We start from the raw sequence: 17,840 nt of genomic DNA, 5'->3' as shown, positions 1-17,840 counted from the left end.
GACGCGGGTGGAGCAGCCTGGTAGCTCGTCGGGCTCATAACCCGAAGGTCGTCGGTTCAAATCCGGCCCCCGCAACCAACTAAAAAGTCGCTGATTAAACGGCGCAATGATGAATAATCATTAAGAAGTATGACGGACGCGGGGTGGAGCAGCCTGGTAGCTCGTCGGGCTCATAACCCGAAGGTCGTCGGTTCAAATCCGGCCCCCGCAACCAATTAAAAGTCGCTGGTTTAACAGCGCAATGATGAATAATCATTAAAAAAGTAGTATGACGGACGCGGGGTGGAGCAGCCTGGTAGCTCGTCGGGCTCATAACCCGAAGGTCGTCGGTTCAAATCCGGCCCCCGCAACCAACATTGAGAACACCCTTACGGGTGTTTTTTTGTTTCTGCCGTTGATAAAAAATAAGGCAGGTTTTCCCCGCCCTTATCAGATATTTTAGCCTCGTCTTGCCAGCCGTGAGCTGTCCGAGAAGTAGGCCTTAATCCCCGCAAGGATCGACTCCGCGACCTCCTGCTGGAACTTCGCCGTGCGCAGCTTACGCTCCTCCTCCGGGTTACTGAGGAAGGCGGTTTCCACCAGAATGGACGGGATATCCGGCGCTTTAAGCACCGCGAACCCGGCCTGATCGACGCTGTTTTTATGCAGTTTGTTCACCCGCCCCAGCCGGTTAAGCACCTCTTTGCCAAACTTCAGGCTGTCGTTGATGGTCAGCGACTGCACCATGTCGAACATCGTGTGGTCCAGATAGCGATCCCCGCTCTTGCCCACGCCGCCAATTAAGTCCGCGGCGTTCTGCGTTTGTGCCAGATATTTCGCCGCCGTACTCGTGGCCCCTTTCGTGGATAACGCAAAGACCGACGAGCCGCGAGCTGCCGCGGTGGTGAACGCATCCGCATGAATAGAAACAAACAGGTCGGCACGCTGCTTTTGCGCCTTGGCAACGCGCACTTTCAGCGGGATAAACACGTCTTCGTTACGCGTCATGTAGGCCTTCATATTGCCCTCTTTATCGAGCAACGCCTTCAGCCTGCGCGCAATGCTGAGCACAATATCTTTTTCGCGGGTCTTATTCGGGCCAATGGCTCCCGGATCCTCGCCGCCATGGCCGGGGTCAAGCATGATGACAATCGGGCGATCTCTACCGGCCTTGCCCGGCTGCGGCCCTTTCTCCGCCGGCATTTTCTTATCCAGCTGGCCGTTGTTGTAATCTTCCAGTAACGCCAACAGCGGATCTTGTTCGCTATTCATATTGGCGGGATAAAGATCCATCACCAGGCGCTCTTTAAATTCGGCGACCGGCGCCAGCCCGAACAAATGCGGCGTTACGTTTTGTTTCAATTCAAAAACCATGCGTACGGTCTTTGGATCGAACTGGCCCACGCGAGCGGACTTAATAAACGGATCGTCGACGCGAACCTGGCTGCCGATACCTTTTAAAACTGAATTTAAATGCGCCCCTTCGATATCCACCACCACCCGCTCCGGGTTACTGAGGGCGAACTGGCGATATTTCAGCTGATGGTTCGACTCCAGCGTCACGCGGGTATAAGACGAGGCCGGCCAGACGCGCACGGCAATCACCTGGCTTGAGGCAGCAAAACCGACCTTGCTGACGCTCAACAGCCACATTGCTCCTGCACCCTGAAGTAAACGGCGGCGACTCATTAACGAACTGGAATCTGGCATGGCTCCCCTGAGAGGTTGTCACTAAATATGATGAAATTTTTTTTTGAGCCAAAAACTTTAGCGAAACACGCGGTTACTGTCATCTATAAAAGGGTAAACGTTCGGAAAAGGTCATAAAAAGCCGGGAGCAGGGAATTTTATCCTGGATGAAAATTGGCGCTTGCACCTGGCGCCATAAAAGAATAAAAATACACAAATTACGAATAAACATGCAATGAGGGTGTGCCGTGGTAAAGGAACGTAGAACCGAACTGGTCCAGGGATTTCGCCATTCTGTTCCCTATATTAATGCCCACCGGGGAAAAACGTTTGTCATCATGCTCGGCGGCGAAGCCATTGAACATGAAAACTTTTCCAGCATCGTCAACGACATCGGCCTGCTTCACAGCCTGGGCATTCGCCTGGTGGTGGTGTACGGAGCACGCCCGCAGATTGATGAAAACCTGGATGAGCACCATCACGAACCGGTTTACCATAAACACACTCGCGTCACCGACGCTAAAACCCTCGAACTGGTTAAGCAGGCTGCCGGGTTGCTGCAGCTCGACATCACCGCACGGCTTTCTATGAGCCTCGGTAATACGCCGCTGCAAGGTGCCCACATCAACGTGGTTAGCGGGAACTTCATCATTGCACAGCCTTTGGGCGTGGATGATGGCGTGGACTACTGCCACAGCGGGCGCGTACGCCGTATTGATGAAGAGGCCATCCACCGTCAGTTAGACAGCGGCGCTATCGTGCTGATGGGGCCGGTGGCGGTTTCCGTGACGGGGGAAAGCTTTAACCTCACCTCTGAAGAAGTGGCCACCCAGCTTGCGGTTAAGTTGAAGGCAGAGAAGATGATAGGGTTCTGCTCCGCTCAGGGCGTGACCGACGATCTGGGTAACGTGATTTCCGAGCTGTTCCCGAACGAGGCCCAGCAGCGTATTGAAGCGCTGGAAAGCGCCGGTGATTACCATTCCGGCACCGTGCGGTTCCTGCGTGGCGCGGTGAAAGCCTGCCGCAGCGGCGTACGCCGCAGCCACCTGCTCAGCTATCAGGAAGACGGGGCGCTGCTACAGGAGTTGTTCTCACGCGACGGGATCGGCACGCAGATTGTGATGGAAAGCGCCGAGCAAATCCGCCGCGCCACCATCAACGACATCGGCGGTATTCTTGAGCTGATTCGCCCGCTGGAGCAACAAGGCATTTTGGTTCGCCGCTCCCGCGAGCAGCTGGAAATGGAGATCGACAAATTCACCATTATTCAGCGCGATAACCTGACGATCGCCTGTGCTGCGCTCTATCCGTTCCCGGAAGAAAGCATCGGTGAAATGGCCTGCGTGGCCGTTCATCCTGACTATCGTAGTTCGTCTCGAGGTGAAGAGTTACTTAACCGCGTCGCTAACCAGGCGCGGCAAATGGGGCTAAGCAAGCTGTTCGTACTGACCACCCGCAGCATCCACTGGTTCCAGGAGCGTGGTTTCCTGCCGGTGGACGTTGAGCTGCTGCCTGCAAGCAAAAAAGAGATGTACAACTATCAGCGCAAATCTAAAGTGCTGATGGCCGACCTGACTTAAAAAAGGGAAGGCCTTGATTGTGCCTTCTCTTTACTCTTATTCCCCGGAGAAAATCTCCATTAGCCCGCTGCGGCGCTCCGTACGCGTGGCTATAGCTTTATTCAAAACGCGTTCGTCGGCATACAGCGATAGCTGCTTACGGGCGCGTGTAATTGCCGTGTAAACCAGCTCGCGCGTCACCACCGGCACAAACTGGTTTGGCAGCACTAATGCGGCATGGTCAAACTCAGAGCCCTGAGACTTATGCACCGTCATGGCGAAAGCCGTGTCGTGTGCTGGCAGGCGGCTTGGCTGAACTGACTTCACCTTGCCGTCGGGCATCGGGAACCAGACCCGAAGCCCCTCTTCACGCTGCAAAGCAATCCCGATATCACCGTTAAACAGCCCAAGCGAGCTGTCATTACGGGCAATCATCACCGGACGCCCGTCGTACCAGCGCGAAAGCGCCTGAGAGGGCCGCTGAATCAGACGCGCCTGTACAAACGCCTGTTCAATGCGCTCATTCAGGCCGCTAACGCCAAAGGGACCTTCACGCAATGCACACAGCAGCTGATAACGACCGAAAGCGCTAAGAATTTCGGCTGGCTCGGCTTTCTGCCGCACCTGCTTTAAATACTCTCCGTAGCCGCTCACCACGTCGGCAATCATCGCCGTGTAATCTTCAGGTTCAAGCAGCGGCTGCAGCGAAATGTCGGTGAATCCCTGTCCAAACGCGGCCTTAACCTGCCTGCTGTCGCTCGCATTGACTGCAAACGCCAGCTGACCGATGCCGGACTGGCTGTCGAATCGGTAGCTTTTACGCAGCAGGCAAAGCCCGTCACGCAGCGCGCTTGCCCGGTCGCTATCGCCGACGGGCACCTCACAGCCCGTGAGCCGCTGTAATTGCTCCGCACGCTGCGCCGAATAACCGTCATTCACGTAATGGCAGATATCGCCCAGAACCGCGCCCGCCTCCACGGACGCCAGCTGATCTCTGTCTCCGAGGAAGATGACCCTTGCTCGCTCAGGCAGAGCATCGATAAGCCTGGACATCATCGGCAAGTCCACCATCGACGCCTCATCCACCACCAGCACATCAAGGTGCAGTGGGTTACCGGCGTGGTGCCGCAGACGCTGGCTGTTTGGCTGCGCCCCTAACAGGCGATGCAACGTTGAGGCCTCATCCGGCAGGCGCTTTTTCTGCTCGTCGCTCAGCGGCAGCTGGCGCAGCGCGCTGCCTAATGACTCCGTTAAGCGTGCGGCAGCCTTGCCCGTTGGGGCCGCAAGCTGAATGCGAAGTGGCTGACCATCGGTAAGCTGCACCAAAGCGGCCAGCAGTTTTGCTACCGTCGTGGTTTTGCCGGTGCCCGGCCCGCCGGAGATAACCGAGATACGCCGGGTCAGCGCGACCGCCGCGGCCACCTTTTGCCAGTCCGTCTGCTGGCTGCTGCCAAACAGCGCGTCGAGGCTATCCCGAAGTCGAGCTTCATCTACCGCGACCGGCTGATTACGCTCGCCAAAAAAGGCGGCTACCCGCTGCTCGTTACTCCACATGCGGTTGAGGTACAGACGATTGCCGATCAGTTTTAACGGCGTGGCTTCATCGTTCGAACTCACCGAATGAGAAGCCAGTAATGCGCTTTCCCAGCCCATGCCCGGCTCTGCCTCAGCGAAGAGTTGAGCCACCAGCTCAGGATGTTTGCCGGCGAAGACAAAGGCAGGCGTTATCCGCTCAAGCGGCAGGCAAACGTGCCCTTCCCCTGACTCGTGGCTAAGCAGCGCGGCGGCCAGCATCACGGCGGGCTGCGCATCGTTAGCCACCATCATGGCAAACTGCGAGTCCAGCGGCCTGAGGGCTTTCAGCGTCACCGCCTGGTTGAGTAACTGTGACATGCTCACTGGCCCATCTCCTCTGCTGTCCCGGCAAAGAGCGCGTCCATCGCATCAATCAGCTTGATGTCCGGGCGCGTAGAAAAAATACCCTGCTCAGGTTTGCCCTGCTCCACGCCGCGCAGGAACAGATAAATTACCCCGCCGAAGTGCTGCTGGTAGTCATAACCTGCCATGCGATGACGCAGGTATCGGTGCAGCGCCAGCGTATAGAGCTGGTACTGCAGGTCATAGCGGTGGGACTGCATCGCCTGAGCCATGGCTTGCCGGGTGTAGGCGCTGCTGTCTTCGCCCAGCCAGTTAGATTTGTAGTCCAGCAGGTAATAACGCCCTTCCCAGCGGAATACCAGGTCGATAAACCCCTTCAGCATCCCCTTCACCTGGCGGAAGTCCAAAGGCGGACAACCGGCGGAAAGCGAATCGTAACGGCGAATCAACGCGTCCAGCGCAGGAGCCTGCAGCTCATGGTCGATCGGTAAATAAAACTCCAGCTCAACCTGTTTTTCCTTCGACGGAAGCAGATTCAGCGCAACCCCGGTGTCATTGAGCGGCGCGGCGAGCACCTCTTCCAGCCAGCGGCTAACCACCGGGCACCATTCGCTGCCAAATCCGTTGGCAAGCAGCTGCTGTGCCGTTTTCTCGCTATCTACCGGCTGGGTAAAATCAACCTCTTCAAACAGGCTGTGCAGGAAAGTGCCTGGTGAAGCCCCGCGCGGGAATGTATGCGGCGTAAGTGACGGCTCACTTTGCTCCGGCGCTTCCCCCACGGCATCCACGTCAAGACGTGGCACCAAATCCAGCACCCGGCTGCTGCCGTGCTGCTGCAGCCCGGAGTAGCTGGTCACGCGCCAGTTATCGGCAATTCGCCGTTTAAGCTGGCGAGCGGCAAGTTCAGGCAACGCGCTGGAGACCAGCTGCCACGGAGAATCCTCACCCGGAGGCAGCGTTTCAACGTCAATGGCTTCGCTCTTGAGGACGTCCAGCGCCTGACGAAGCCCTTCGGCATCAAGCGCTTCGCCTTTTTGCAGCAAATAGCCCAGCGCGCTGAGGTGCAAGTCGCTGTTGCCTTTTTTTGCCCGGGAACCACGGAACAGCGGCGCCACGCCCAGGCTGCAGTGCCAGACGGAGCGGGTCAGCGCCACATACAGCAACCGGAGATCCTCGGCCAGGCGCTCTTCTTCGGCAAGCCCAAGGCTTTCCGCATCATTGCTTAAATCCAGCAGCGAGGTAAAAGTGGTTCGATCGTGATACAGGCCGCTGCTCTGCGGGCGATAGTTGGCCACGAACGGCAGCCAGACCAGCGGGTACTCCAGCCCTTTGGATTTGTGGATGGTCACCACCTGCACCAGATGTTTATCGCTTTCCAGACGCAGCTGCTGGCTGGAGGCATTGCTGTCCGGCTCGGCAATACGTTGCGCCAGCCAGCGCACCAGCGCGTGCTCGCTTTCCATTTCTGCCGAGGCTTCCTGCAGAAGCTCGCTGATGTGCAGGATATCCGTCAGCCGGCGCTCTCCGCCCGGCGTGGCCAGCAGGTTTTCAGCAATATTTCTCGCGCCGATCAGTGCTCTTAGCATCGGCATCACGCCGCGCTTCAGCCACTGTTCGCGGTAGCCGAAAAACTCTTCAACCAGGTTGTCCCAGGCTAGCTCGTCTTTGTTCAGCGCCTCAATAGTCAGCGCATCCAGCCCCAACATGCCCGTCGCAATGGTGCTGCGCATGGCGGTTTCAATTTCAGGCGTTAATACCGCCTGCAGCAGCCACAGCAGCTCGCGTGCCTCTACGGTTGCAAACACCGAATCACGGTTTGAGAGGTACACCGAAGGAATATTGAGCGCGCCAAGAGCATCGCGCACGATGGCCGCCTCGCCACGGCTGCGCACCAGAATCGTCATATCCGATGCCCTGAGCGGGCGGGAGTCATCCCCTCGCCAAAGCAGCGCGTCGCCCCGCTGCCCGGCGGTTAGCCAGTCGCGAATTTGCCGGGCGCACTGCGTGGCCATCGCTTGTTGGTAATCACTTACACCGACACCTTCGCCCGGCTGGAGCCACATTTTTACCGCAGCCTGGCTTTCACCATGGACGGTAAACCGCAGGCCGCCGTTGCGCGGCGCTGACTTGACGGGCAGGAACGGGATCTGACGGAATAAGAACGGATTCTCGACCTGCTGGAACAGCGTGTTCACGCCGTGGATCATCGCCGGAGCCGAGCGCCAGTTGGTGTCCAACGAGTAGTGGGCGCTCACCTCATGGCGTGCTTTCATGTAGGTAAAAATATCAGCGCCGCGGAAAGCATAAATCGCCTGCTTCGGGTCGCCAATCAGCAACAGTGCGGTGTCCTGCTGCCTGATATACAGCCGGCGGAAGATGCGGTACTGCTGCGGGTCGGTATCCTGGAATTCATCGATCATCGCCACCGGAAAACGCCCACGGATAGCCGCAGCTAAAGCATCGCCACCGGGCTGATGCAAAGACTCATCGAGCCGGCTCAGCATATCGTCAAAGCCCAGCTCACCGCGGCGGCGTTTTTCCTGCTGCACGATGTAGCGAATTTCGGCCATCGCCCTGGCTATCACCAGGTCGCGCAGGGTCAGCGGCTCGGCCAGCAGGGCGTCTATTGCATTGAACAGGCTGTGCCGGGGCACTTCACCTTTCCTGGTTTTTTCTTCCAGCGTGCTTTGTGCAAACTTAGCCAGCGCGTCAGGGAGCTGATAGCTGGTCGTTTCCAGCTGTGCCCACTGGCCCACAATCTCCAGCCAGTTCGGTAAATGTTTGCTGCTGTAGCTGCGCTTATCCACGCCAGAATCGCCAATCAGGCTCGCCAGCTCACCTGCGGCAGCTCGCCACTGGGCTTTTACCCCGTCGATAGCGGCGATTATCTTTTCATGGCGGGCCAGCAGCGTTTCGTCATCGGCCGGCGGCTGTTTGAGCTGCGGCTGCTCGCCCTGGAGCCAGCTGTTGATGTCCCGCAGGAGCGCTTCCGGCCCCGACCACGCTTCACTCATTGCCTGAGCCACCGGTTTTGGCAGCGGATAACAGTGACGGCGCCAGAAGTCTGCGCAGGCGTGGCGGCGCAGCACGGACTCATCTTCGAGAAGCTGCTGTTCAAACAGCATGCCGGACTCAAAAGCATTCAGGCTGAGCATCCGCTGGCAAAAGCCGTGGATGGTGAAAATAGCGGCCTCATCCATTTGCTGCTCGGCTAACAGCAGGGTACGGGCAGCAAGCTGCTTGTCCGCAATCTGGGCAAGCAGGCTCTGAATTAGTGGGTTTTTGCTTCGATTACGTATGCAGGCGATACGCAATTCGTGGATATTGGCCCGAATACGGCCACGCAGTTCTTCCGTGGCCGCTTCGGTAAAGGTCACCACCAGCAGTTCTTCTACGCCGAGCGGGCGAGGGAAAGCATTCTCTTCCCCCAACCCCAGCAGCAGCCGCAGGTAAAGCGCGGCGATGGTAAAGGTTTTACCGGTACCCGCGGAGGCTTCTATCAACCGTTCACCAAACAGCGGCAAACTTAAAGGATCAAGGGGCTGCGCGGTTACATCGGTCATTATTTCTCGCTTACTAGTGGTAACGTCTGCTGCAGACTGCGTGCCCCCTCCCAGGTTTTCCACCCTTTTGGTGCCGCATAGTCTGCTTTGCCGTTATGGCTGCCGGAAATTTGTGACAGCACCGCCATCCCCTGGGGAGCTATCACCGCCTGGTGGAAGAAATCAGCCAGCTTCTGCGGCGTTAATTTCTTAATTTCGGCGATCACTTTATCACGGGAATCAAACGCCATGTTTCGGCGATCGAAATCTTTGCTCAGCTGCGATGCCTCTTCCGCAAGGGTTTGCGGTGCCTGCTGCATCTGGGCAATCATCCCCTGCTGGATTTGGGCAAACTCGGCGTCGCTCATGCCGCGCAGCTTTTTCTCGATAACCGGATAAAACGCCTTAAATCGCTGATACAGATAGGCTGGTTGCTTGTCGCTGCTTTGCAGCAGGAAACCCACCCCCCACTGGCGGCCAATGGACATCGGGAAAGCAAATACCGCGTAGCCTAGCTGTTCCTGCGTTCTCAGCTGATTATAGAACCATGGCTGAATAATTTGCCCCAGCATTGAGCCATAGGCCGTGCTGGTCGCTTCGTTATAGCCTTTTGGTACATAAACCGCCGCCAGCGCTGAGTCCGTGCTGCTTCCGGCCTTTTCAAACATCGCCAGATGCTGCTTATCGATCAGCACATCATCATTGCGGCACCATTCGCCGCCCTTCGGTGCCAGCTGCGCTTTGACGTTTTCCGCCAGCCGTTTGGTCTGCTCTGGAGACATGTTGCCGATAACCATAAATTCAGGCCGGGAGTTGGTTTTCAGCCGCGCACGGTAATCAAGCACGTCTTTCAGCGTCAATTCAGGCAGCAGTGCGCGGCGGGTACTACGCTCAAAATAAGGCACCTGCGAAACCATCTGCACCGGCGAAATAGCCTGCTCAAAAGCTTTGCCTTTTTCCGCCGAGTCCATCATCTGCGCATACCAGGACTTCGCCTGATCCAGCTGTTCCTGCGTTGGCGTATAGCTAAAGTAGCCCTTCAGCAACGCCTCAAACAGCTGCGGCAAGCGTTGGGTATAGCCGTTGGCGTTGATCATCAATCCGCTATTGGCGTTTGAAGAGAAACTGATGCCCCCGACCGATGCCTGATTGCTCAGCTCATCAAGCGCGATGCCCGCCAGATAATCGTTGATGGCAAACAGCACCTGATTCTTCGCGCTGTCCATCACCTGCGGATTACGCAGCACAAGGGTCACGTCCGCTTTTGGCTCGTTGCCAAAATAGCGGCTGGGCATATACACCACGCGCAGATCCGGCTCGTGTATCAGCAGCTCAGGATGCTCGTACTGCTTCTCCGGCTTATAAAGCGTGAAGTCGTCGGGAATGTAGGGGTTCAGCTGAGGCAGCTCAAGCTTGATGGCATCTGCCTTCTGCTGCCAGTCGGCAAAGGTCTGCGCAGGAATTTTGTCCACTTCATAAGGCGCATCGACGAAATAGGCCGTTTTATTGTGCGGCTCCTGCGGGCTGATAAACCACACGCGGGCATTTTGCGGCGTCATCATGTCCAGACGCGCTTTAATCGCATCAGGATCGTACTGGTCGGCAAGGTTAGCCGCATCAAGAGTATGGGCAACCGGGACGCGCAGCATGGTGTCCGCCAGCCATTCGATATAGTCCATATCACGGGTGATGGACGGGTAGCGGAAATCGAGATCCAGCACGTGGGCCAGCTCATCAAAATAACGCTTGTCGATCCCCTTAGCACGCAGCTGATTGAGATAGCTGAATACCGCCGCAACCACCTGATCACGGTTGGCCAGACCTTTGTCCGTCAGCGACACGGAAATAGCAAAGACGCCGCTATTGCCGGTAACCATCGGGTCAGAATCAGCCCGCACGCTCTCGGCAAGCCCCTGCTTTTGCAGCCAGTCTGACAGCGTATCGTGGCTGCGGTTGCCAATCAGGTAGCCGATAAGTTCATCGGTTTTACTGCGGAATTTATCGCTATCGTTATCAATGCGAAATTCAACCCGAACCACCTTACGCGGCATCACCGGCACATAGTGGATAAAAATCCCTTTTTGCGCGTCGGTCACCACCGGCACGTCGATAACCGGTTTTTCGATGTTTTTATTGGGTACGCGACCATAGGTTTCAGCGGCAATCCTCGCCAGCTCAGGCAAGGGCTTGTTGCTGTAGATAACGGCCTTCATCAGGTTTGCGGAATAGTATTTATTCCTGAACGTCACCAGCGCATCAAGCAACTTACTGCCGGGTTTATCACGCAGGGTTTCAAGATTACCGCCGGAGAAACGCGAACCAGGGTGAGCGGGGTTGATCGTTTCGGCGCTGACCTGCGCCATACGCATCCCGTCGCGCGCGCGGGCCATCGTCAGCTCGGCATTGACCGCATTACGCTCACGTTCGGCATACTGTGCCGCAAGGTTAGGCTCCGCAATCGCGTCAGCCAGGCGGTCCACGGCCCCGTCGAGCGCATCGTTTTCCACTTCCAGATAAAACGCGGTGCGGTAGGTCGCGGTGCTGGCGTTGTGGCTGCCGCCGTGTTTTTTGAGGTACTCAGACAGGCTATCCGGGTCCGGGTATTTTTTGGAGCCCATTAGCGTCATGTGTTCGAGGAAGTGAGCAAGCCCGAGATGGGCATCAGGATCTTCCAGCGAGCCGACGGGCACCACCAGCGCAGAGAGCGATTTCACCGCCTGCGGATCGGAAACCAACAGCACGGTCATACCGTTATCTAAACGAATAGCCTGATACTGACGAGGATCTTTTTCACTTTTACGGATGGTGTCCTGAATCGGTTGCCATCCGTTATCTGCCTGACTGAAAGGTGCCCAAAGAGCAACGAACAAGAAAAGCGCGGTAAACCAGGTGCTGCATTTAGGCATTCACAAACCTCGTCTTCACTAACTTACTCATCATTAACAACTTTTCGAAGCTATCCGTCGAACGCCGTTGTTATACTTCGCCAGCCCTGAGCAAGAAATCGCATCATAATTGAACTCACCGGGCTGTGCAATTTTTATACAACCCTTGTTCAGGGTTGGTTGAAACGGAACAGAGGAAGCAGGTAGCGCTCGGCCTCTGTAAGTATCGCTTCGTAGTACTCGGCATCAAGGGTACGGTACAAACGTTGCAGCCAAATATCAGCGCCTTCCCCTTCAACCATATGGTTTCCTTCCCACGCAGCCAGCAGCTTAGTGCGCGCCTTCTGCTGCGTCTCCTCATCCCATAAAATGGCATTATTTAGCGGGTCATAACAGGCTTTTATCCACGCCCCACCGCTGTTATGCAGCAGCAGCAATGGCTGACGAAGCCCTTCTTTATAGCCCTCAAGCAGTTGCGACAGCCAGGCCTTTGCCTCACCACTTTCCATCGCAGGGAAGCGCCACTGCGAATCTTTGCGGCCGTACAGCCGGCTTTTGCCAGCATAGCCGCTGGCACAGTGGACCAGGTGCTCAATCCACAGCTGCATACCGTGGGCTACGTTCAGCACCGAAGGGCGCCAGCGTAATAGCCCATCTGCCTGTACGTCCGACAGCCAGCCCGTCACTCTGGTTCCGTCGATATGAAGATCAACTTCACGACTCTCCCCTTTTTGTCGCTCTGCCAGCACTTTCTCAGCCAGCGTGTTCATTTCATTGCGCTGATTTTCCCAAAGGATTTCACCAAAAGCACCGTACGGCAGAACACCTGCGGCCCTATAACGCACAAACAGCTGGTGCGGATCTTCTTGCTGGACAAGGGTATTAAGCAGGTGCTGGTTTAGCTGAAAACGATCGAGCACGTCGAGGGTAAAGGGCTCTTCATCCGGTAATTCCGTATCTTCCAGACGGAAATTAATCCCCAGGCGCATTTGGAAAAATGCCCGCACCGGGTGCCGCCAAAAGCGCTGTAGCTGCTCAAGGGATATTTCGTCGCAGGGCTCAGCTGTCAGAGGTTGAATAAAGTGAGCATGAGCCTGCCCGTTGCCGCTGGCCGCTGGCAGCCACTCCTGAGCAAAGCTCTGCTGCTCGCCTTCGGCAAAGTAGTTACTGCTGTCGAAAGGCGTGCGGGCATGAAGCGTGACCAGGTGCTTTCTAACATGCTCGCTGCTGTCATCGGCGTTGCATTCGGCATCACCGGGGAGGTAATGGCTGCGGGCTACATAGTCCAGCAACTCCTCCACCAGCACTGACGGGTAGCGCCGGCTGTTATCCTGAATCGAACGGCCGATATAGCTAATGTACAGCCGCTGCTGCGCGGAAATTAACGCTTCCAGGAACAGGTAGCGATCGTCGTCCCGGCGGCTGCGATCGCCGCGCTGCGGATGCTGGCTCATCAGGTCAAAGCCCAGTGGCGCAAGCGTTCGCGGGTAGACGCCGTCATTCATGCCAAGCAGGCAAACGACCTTAAACGGAATGGCACGCATCGGCATCAGAGTACAGAAGTTTACCGGCCCGGCGAGGAATCGCTGGCTGATACGTTCCTGATCGAGACGCTGAGCCAGTTCATCGCGCAGCAAGGTTAACGGCACAGGCTGCTGGTAGGCGGCCTCGGTTCCTTTCTCAATCATCTCCTGCCACTGCTGCTCAATCAGCGCCAGCGCCGCTTCAGTTTCACCGTCAGGCAGGAAGAAGCTGCTCAGCATTTCCCGGCACAGCGGGAGCCATTCATCCAGAGGGCGTTCCTGAGTCAGCAACAGACGCCAACGGTTAAGCTGCATCAGCAGTTCCGCAAGCTGCCCAACCAGCTCGGCAATCAGGCCGCTCGACTCATCGTAGGGCAGGACCGAATCCCAAACCCCGGCCTGGCTTTCCATGGCATAGCCAAGCAGCATGCGGGTCAGACCAAAACGCCAGGTATGCTGCCCGGTAGCCGGCAGCTCTAACTCACGCACGTTGTCGTCGTCAATGCCCCAGCGAATACCGGACTCATTCACCCATTTACGCAGGTAGCGCAGCCCTTCTTCATCAATAGAGAAGCGCGCCGCCAGCGCGGGCACTTCCAGCAGCGCCAGCACATCCTCTGCCGCAAAGCGGCTTTCCGGTAGTCCAAGCAGTAAAATAAACGCCTGAAGCGCCGGGTGCGCCTGACGTGCCCGTCGGTCAGAAATAGCAAACGGCAGCCAGCGCTCATCACGTGCGCTGCCAAACACGGCCTGAATAAACGGGCTGTAGCTATCAATATCTGCCACCATCACGATGATATCGCGCGGCGTTAGCTCAGGGTCAGCTTCCAGCATCGCCAGCAGTTGGTCATGCAAAACTTCAACTTCGCGCTGCGGGCTGTGACATTCATGGAACGTCAGGGAACGATCTTTAAGATCCAGCCGCCGTTTGCCGTCGCTGCGCTCGTACTCATCAACCGTCAGCCCCAGGACCTGCGAATCTTTCAGCTCCAGCAGATCGTGCTGCAGCCCGTGCAGGAGATTATCTGGCTCTAAATCGACAAAAACATCGACCTCTTCAAAGCGTTCCAGCTCGGAAAGCAGGAAGGAGTAGTCGCGCCCCAATTTCCCCCAGGAAGCCAGCAGGGAATTGCCCACATCCTGCTCGCCGAGTTCATTAAACAGCGAAGAGGCTTTGTCGTTATCTTTAAACAGCGTCTGTTCCCGATCGGCCTGATGCAGGCGACGACGACGGCTAACCAGGCGGGCAAGGAACGCGGGATCTTTGATGTCCCCCCAGTAGTAACGGCAGGGGTTGGTAAACAGCACGTGGACGTCAATATGCTTACCCAGCGCCTGCAGGGCCTGAAGGTAAACCGGCGGCAGAGCGGAAATACCACAAATAAAGACGCGAGGCGGAAGTCCCGAAGGGCAAACATCGCTGTTTTCAAGAGCACTAATGAAACGCTGGTAGAGGTTGGCACGGTGCCATTCGGGCTGCCCCAGCTCGGCCGTGTAGCGTACAAGCTCTGCCCACAGCGGAGCCTGCCAGAGCTGAGACTCTCCCGCGCCGTCAACAAGCTCCCCCTTTTCCCAGCGGCTTAGCCAGCCGGGGCGATAGACGAGGTACTGGTCATAGAGGTCGGCAATGCGCGAAGACAGTTGGAACAGCTTGCGGCTGCTGTCATCCTCCCGCAGATAGTGGCTGAGCAGGGTAAATTCCGGTTTGTCGAGCATGTTCGGGATAAGCGTCATCAGCTTCCAGCTCATACTCTGCTTGTTGAAAGCACTTTCTTTAGGGATATCCGGCAACACCCGCACGAACATGTCCCAGATAAAGCTGGCCGGCAGCGGGAATTCAATGTTTGCCGCGATGCCAAACTTTTGCGCCAGAGTCATTTGCAGCCACTGCGCCATCCCGGTGCTTTGAACCAGCACGACCTCCGGCTCAAAAGGATCCGGCAGCGGCTGGCGCTCTACAATGAACTCCATGATAGCTTCCAGCACATCAAGGCGGTTGGAATGGTAAACACGCAACATGAAATCGCTACTCCTGACGTTGTTCTGACCGTGGGCAATCCAGCCTCAAAAGCTGTGCGGCTCGGCCCTCTGGGCTTGTTACAGTAACGTCGATGCTGACACATCCCAGGGAAGATGTCTGCTGTTGGCGTACATTCCATGAATCAGAAGGTGGCAGAGCTTCAAGTTCAGTCTGCTCGCGGGCCACGCGCCAGAGCTGCCTTAGCTGCCATTGACTTGTAAAACCCTGCTGCAAGACGCGGTGGTAACCTAGTAGCGCCGTCATCACAACGCCAAACAACGCGAGGGCGCACAGAACTTCAGGCAGGCTGAACCCGCCCTGCCGGGGAATTATCGGGGCAGCTTGCATAAGTCATCATCCGGTAAAGGGCAAAAGTCGAGCCAGCCCTGGGCTGAAGCCACCAGTTCACCTCCCTGAAGTACACCCCAGCGCCACAGCGTGAACGGCACTTCATTTCCGGGAATGGAGCCGAATGCAGCAAGCAGCGCTTCGCCTTTGTCGGTTTGATGAAGGCACGCCTGCCAGTTATTACGGGCCTCAAGCCGGCACTGCCACGTTCTCTGTGGCCGCCAGCTTTGCTTTTCCCCCCACGCCAGAGCGGACCTCGCGGCAGTATGGTTTTTGATAAACTGAATTTCAGCGGCAACCTCAAAGCGCTGGGCACTCAGTTGCTGAGATAGCCCGCTCAGGATCAAAGAGCCCACGGCTAGCAGCATCAATACCATCAGCAAGGACGCACCGCCTTTCTCACGTTTGCCGCTCATAAATTTTCCCCGCTCACCACGGAGTTCACTTCGGCAGCACGCCCGCCCTGTTTTAAACTCGATGCAAGCTTGATGAGAAATAAAGGTCTGCCAGTTTTGCGATTTTGACGAGTAACGGAGAAGTGCTGCACGGTCGACTGCGCCGGGTCAGACATTCTTTCCCAGCCGCTCCCCTCGCAATGCTCTACGCCTTTTTGCGTTTCCAGGTTGCCGTTACGTAGGCGATAGCCCGTCTGTTCATTTTGACTATCCTTCGCGGTGTCCCATCGACCATTATGGTTAGCATCCCACTGCACCACCACGCAGCCTCCCTGATTCGTTAACTTCACGCCTTCGCCCTGGCACTGGCCTCGGCAATAGCCAGCCCGCTGCAAATTCTTGCCAATCGCAAACGCCATCTGCCACAGCGCCTCCTGCTGAGCGACATAGCCGTACTGCCGTAAAACCTCCAGTTGTAAAGCCGGAAACAGGCGCGAAGTTCCCAGCAACAGCACGCTGCTCAGGGCCATCGCAATAAGCATTTCCAGTAGCGTAAATCCTTTCTGAGCACTCAGCATGGCTTACCTCCGGACAGTTCACACAGCCGCGTGCGCCCCCAGACTGATACCGTCACCCTCCAGCGCCCTGCCTGGCTTTTCAGAACAATATGCCCGGGCCAGGCGGTGCTGCGTACACCGTAAAAACCTAAACCAGCCGTCATATCCTCCACGATGATGTCGTCAAATTCAGGCATAAAAGCCAGTCGTGGGTTAGACGAACAGTTTTCAGATGCGGCGCGGCTTGCCAGGCACCAGCTTTTCCCGCTCTGGTGCAGCGCTAAAAGATGGGTCTGATTGTTCCAGTTTGCGTCATTTCTCAGGCCTGAGAGAAAGTGGCTCAGCCGCTGGGCTGTCTGCCAAAGCTGCACTTTCTGCTGCCACTGGTGCCAGCCATGAAGGCCTCCGGCGCTGAGTGCGGCAACGATGGCTATCACCACCATTAGCTCAATAACGCTAAAACCACGTTGATTAATGTTCATGGCCGACAGTGTGACCAGCCGCGTTTAGATGAGCCAGCAGGCATACGCGAGGATGCGGCAAATGCCGGAAGATAACTGGAGGGTTGCAGGAATTTTCACTGCGGCCGGAAGCCGTGCCGAAGAAAAGAAATCTGGGCAAAAAAAACCGGCGCACTCAGGCACCGGTTCTGTCACGCTGGCTGTGAACTATATGGCAACAGGCGCTTTGATAGCCGGATGCGGATCGTAGCCTTCAATCTCGAAGTCTTCGAAGCGGTAGTCAAACAGCGACTCGGGCTTACGTTTGATAACCAGCTTAGGCAGCGCGCGCGGCTCACGAGTCAGCTGCAGGCGAGTCTGTTCCAGATGGTTGCTGTACAGGTGCGTGTCGCCCCCGGTCCAGACGAAGTCACCGACTTCCAGGTCGCACTGCTGCGCCATCATATGCACCAGCAGCGCATAGCTGGCGATGTTGAACGGCAGCCCAAGGAAGATATCGCAGGAGCGCTGATAAAGCTGGCAGGAGAGCTTGCCGTCGGCCACGTAGAACTGGAAGAAAGCGTGGCAAGGCGCCAGCGCCATTTTATCCAGCTCGCCCACGTTCCATGCAGAAACGATGATGCGACGGGAATCCGGGTCGTTTTTCAGCTGGTTCAGTACGGTGGTTAGCTGGTCAATATAGCGCCCGTCAGGCGTTGCCCAGGAGCGCCACTGCTTGCCGTAAACCGGGCCGAGATCGCCGTTTTCATCCGCCCATTCGTCCCAAATCGTCACCTTATTTTCTTTCAGGTAGGCGATATTGGTATCCCCGTTGAGGAACCACAGCAGCTCATGAATAATCGAACGCAGGTGACATTTTTTGGTGGTAACCAGCGGGAAACCTTCCTGCAGGTTAAAGCGCATTTGATGCCCAAAAATAGACAACGTGCCGGTACCGGTACGGTCCGCTTTCGGCGTGCCCTCTTCGAGCACTTTTTTCATCAAATCAAGATACTGTTTCATGT

General features: G+C 56.6%; 11 protein-coding genes and 3 tRNA genes. 4 read left to right on the top strand and 10 right to left on the bottom strand.

Annotation, left to right across the window (positions count from 1 at the left end):
* The first annotated feature begins 2 nt into the window (after positions 1-2).
* The 3 genes from JT31_RS16120 to JT31_RS16110 all read left to right on the top strand — a co-directional run bounded on the left by JT31_RS16120 (position 3) and on the right by JT31_RS16110 (position 353).
* Positions 3-78: transfer RNA gene (locus JT31_RS16120), tRNA-Met, on the top strand.
* A 59-nt stretch (positions 79-137) separates the two neighbouring features.
* Positions 138-214 (top strand) — tRNA-Met (locus JT31_RS16115).
* A 62-nt stretch (positions 215-276) separates the two neighbouring features.
* Positions 277-353, top strand: a tRNA-Met gene (locus JT31_RS16110).
* Positions 354-438: 85 nt separating this feature from the next.
* Here JT31_RS16110 and amiC read toward each other — a convergent pair.
* Positions 439-1,689 (bottom strand): N-acetylmuramoyl-L-alanine amidase AmiC, encoded by a 1,251-nt coding sequence (gene amiC, locus JT31_RS16105; RefSeq protein ID WP_038479312.1) that lies wholly within the window; start codon positions 1,687-1,689, stop codon positions 439-441.
* Positions 1,690-1,916: 227 nt separating this feature from the next.
* Between amiC and argA the strand changes: the two genes are divergently transcribed.
* On the top strand, positions 1,917-3,248 hold the full coding sequence (argA, locus tag JT31_RS16100; protein WP_038479309.1) for an amino-acid N-acetyltransferase: 1,332 nt from the start codon (positions 1,917-1,919) through the stop codon (positions 3,246-3,248).
* Positions 3,249-3,284: 36 nt separating this feature from the next.
* Here the strand turns inward: argA and recD are convergent, their stop codons facing one another.
* The 9 genes from recD to thyA all read right to left on the bottom strand — a co-directional run bounded on the left by recD (position 3,285) and on the right by thyA (position 17,838).
* A complete protein-coding gene (recD, locus tag JT31_RS16095; RefSeq protein ID WP_038479306.1) occupies positions 3,285-5,126 on the bottom strand; it encodes an exodeoxyribonuclease V subunit alpha in 1,842 nt (613 codons plus the stop codon).
* Positions 5,123-8,668 carry an exodeoxyribonuclease V subunit beta gene (gene recB / locus JT31_RS16090; protein ID WP_038479303.1) on the bottom strand — a complete coding sequence of 1,182 codons (3,546 nt, stop codon included), beginning with the start codon at positions 8,666-8,668 and terminating at the stop codon, positions 5,123-5,125. The genes recD and recB overlap by 4 nt, the downstream gene beginning before the upstream one ends.
* Positions 8,668-11,553: a pitrilysin gene (ptrA, locus tag JT31_RS16085; RefSeq protein WP_038479300.1), complete on the bottom strand. Its 2,886-nt coding sequence runs from the start codon at positions 11,551-11,553 to the stop codon at positions 8,668-8,670. Before ptrA ends, recB begins: the two co-directional genes overlap by 1 nt.
* 149 nt (positions 11,554-11,702) lie before the next feature.
* Positions 11,703-15,074, bottom strand: coding sequence for an exodeoxyribonuclease V subunit gamma (gene recC, locus JT31_RS16080; protein ID WP_038479297.1), 3,372 nt, complete (start codon positions 15,072-15,074; stop codon positions 11,703-11,705).
* A gap of 7 nt (positions 15,075-15,081) precedes the next feature.
* Complete coding sequence (locus JT31_RS16075; protein WP_038479294.1) at positions 15,082-15,423, bottom strand: prepilin-type N-terminal cleavage/methylation domain-containing protein; 342 nt, start codon at positions 15,421-15,423, stop codon at positions 15,082-15,084.
* Positions 15,405-15,839, bottom strand: coding sequence for a DUF2509 family protein (locus tag JT31_RS16070; RefSeq protein WP_038479291.1), 435 nt, complete (start codon positions 15,837-15,839; stop codon positions 15,405-15,407). The genes JT31_RS16075 and JT31_RS16070 overlap by 19 nt, the downstream gene beginning before the upstream one ends.
* Positions 15,836-16,396, bottom strand: a complete 561-nt coding sequence (locus JT31_RS16065; RefSeq protein ID WP_038479288.1) for a prepilin peptidase-dependent protein — start codon at positions 16,394-16,396, stop codon at positions 15,836-15,838. The genes JT31_RS16070 and JT31_RS16065 overlap by 4 nt, the downstream gene beginning before the upstream one ends.
* The gene (locus JT31_RS16060) at positions 16,390-16,857 is read right to left on the bottom strand and encodes a prepilin peptidase-dependent protein (RefSeq protein ID WP_038479285.1); all 468 of its coding nucleotides are present in this window, start codon (positions 16,855-16,857) and stop codon (positions 16,390-16,392) included. Before JT31_RS16060 ends, JT31_RS16065 begins: the two co-directional genes overlap by 7 nt.
* Before the next feature lie 186 nt (positions 16,858-17,043).
* Positions 17,044-17,838, bottom strand: a complete 795-nt coding sequence (gene thyA, locus JT31_RS16055) for a thymidylate synthase (protein WP_008458459.1) — start codon at positions 17,836-17,838, stop codon at positions 17,044-17,046.
* Positions 17,839-17,840 lie beyond the last annotated feature (2 nt).

Source organism: Cedecea neteri, assembly GCF_000757825.1.
In the GTDB taxonomy this organism is placed as follows: Bacteria; Pseudomonadota; Gammaproteobacteria; order Enterobacterales; family Enterobacteriaceae; genus Cedecea; species Cedecea selenatireducens.
The sequence above is the reverse complement of the archived record's forward strand: the minus strand, read 5'-3'. Positions and strand labels throughout refer to the sequence as shown.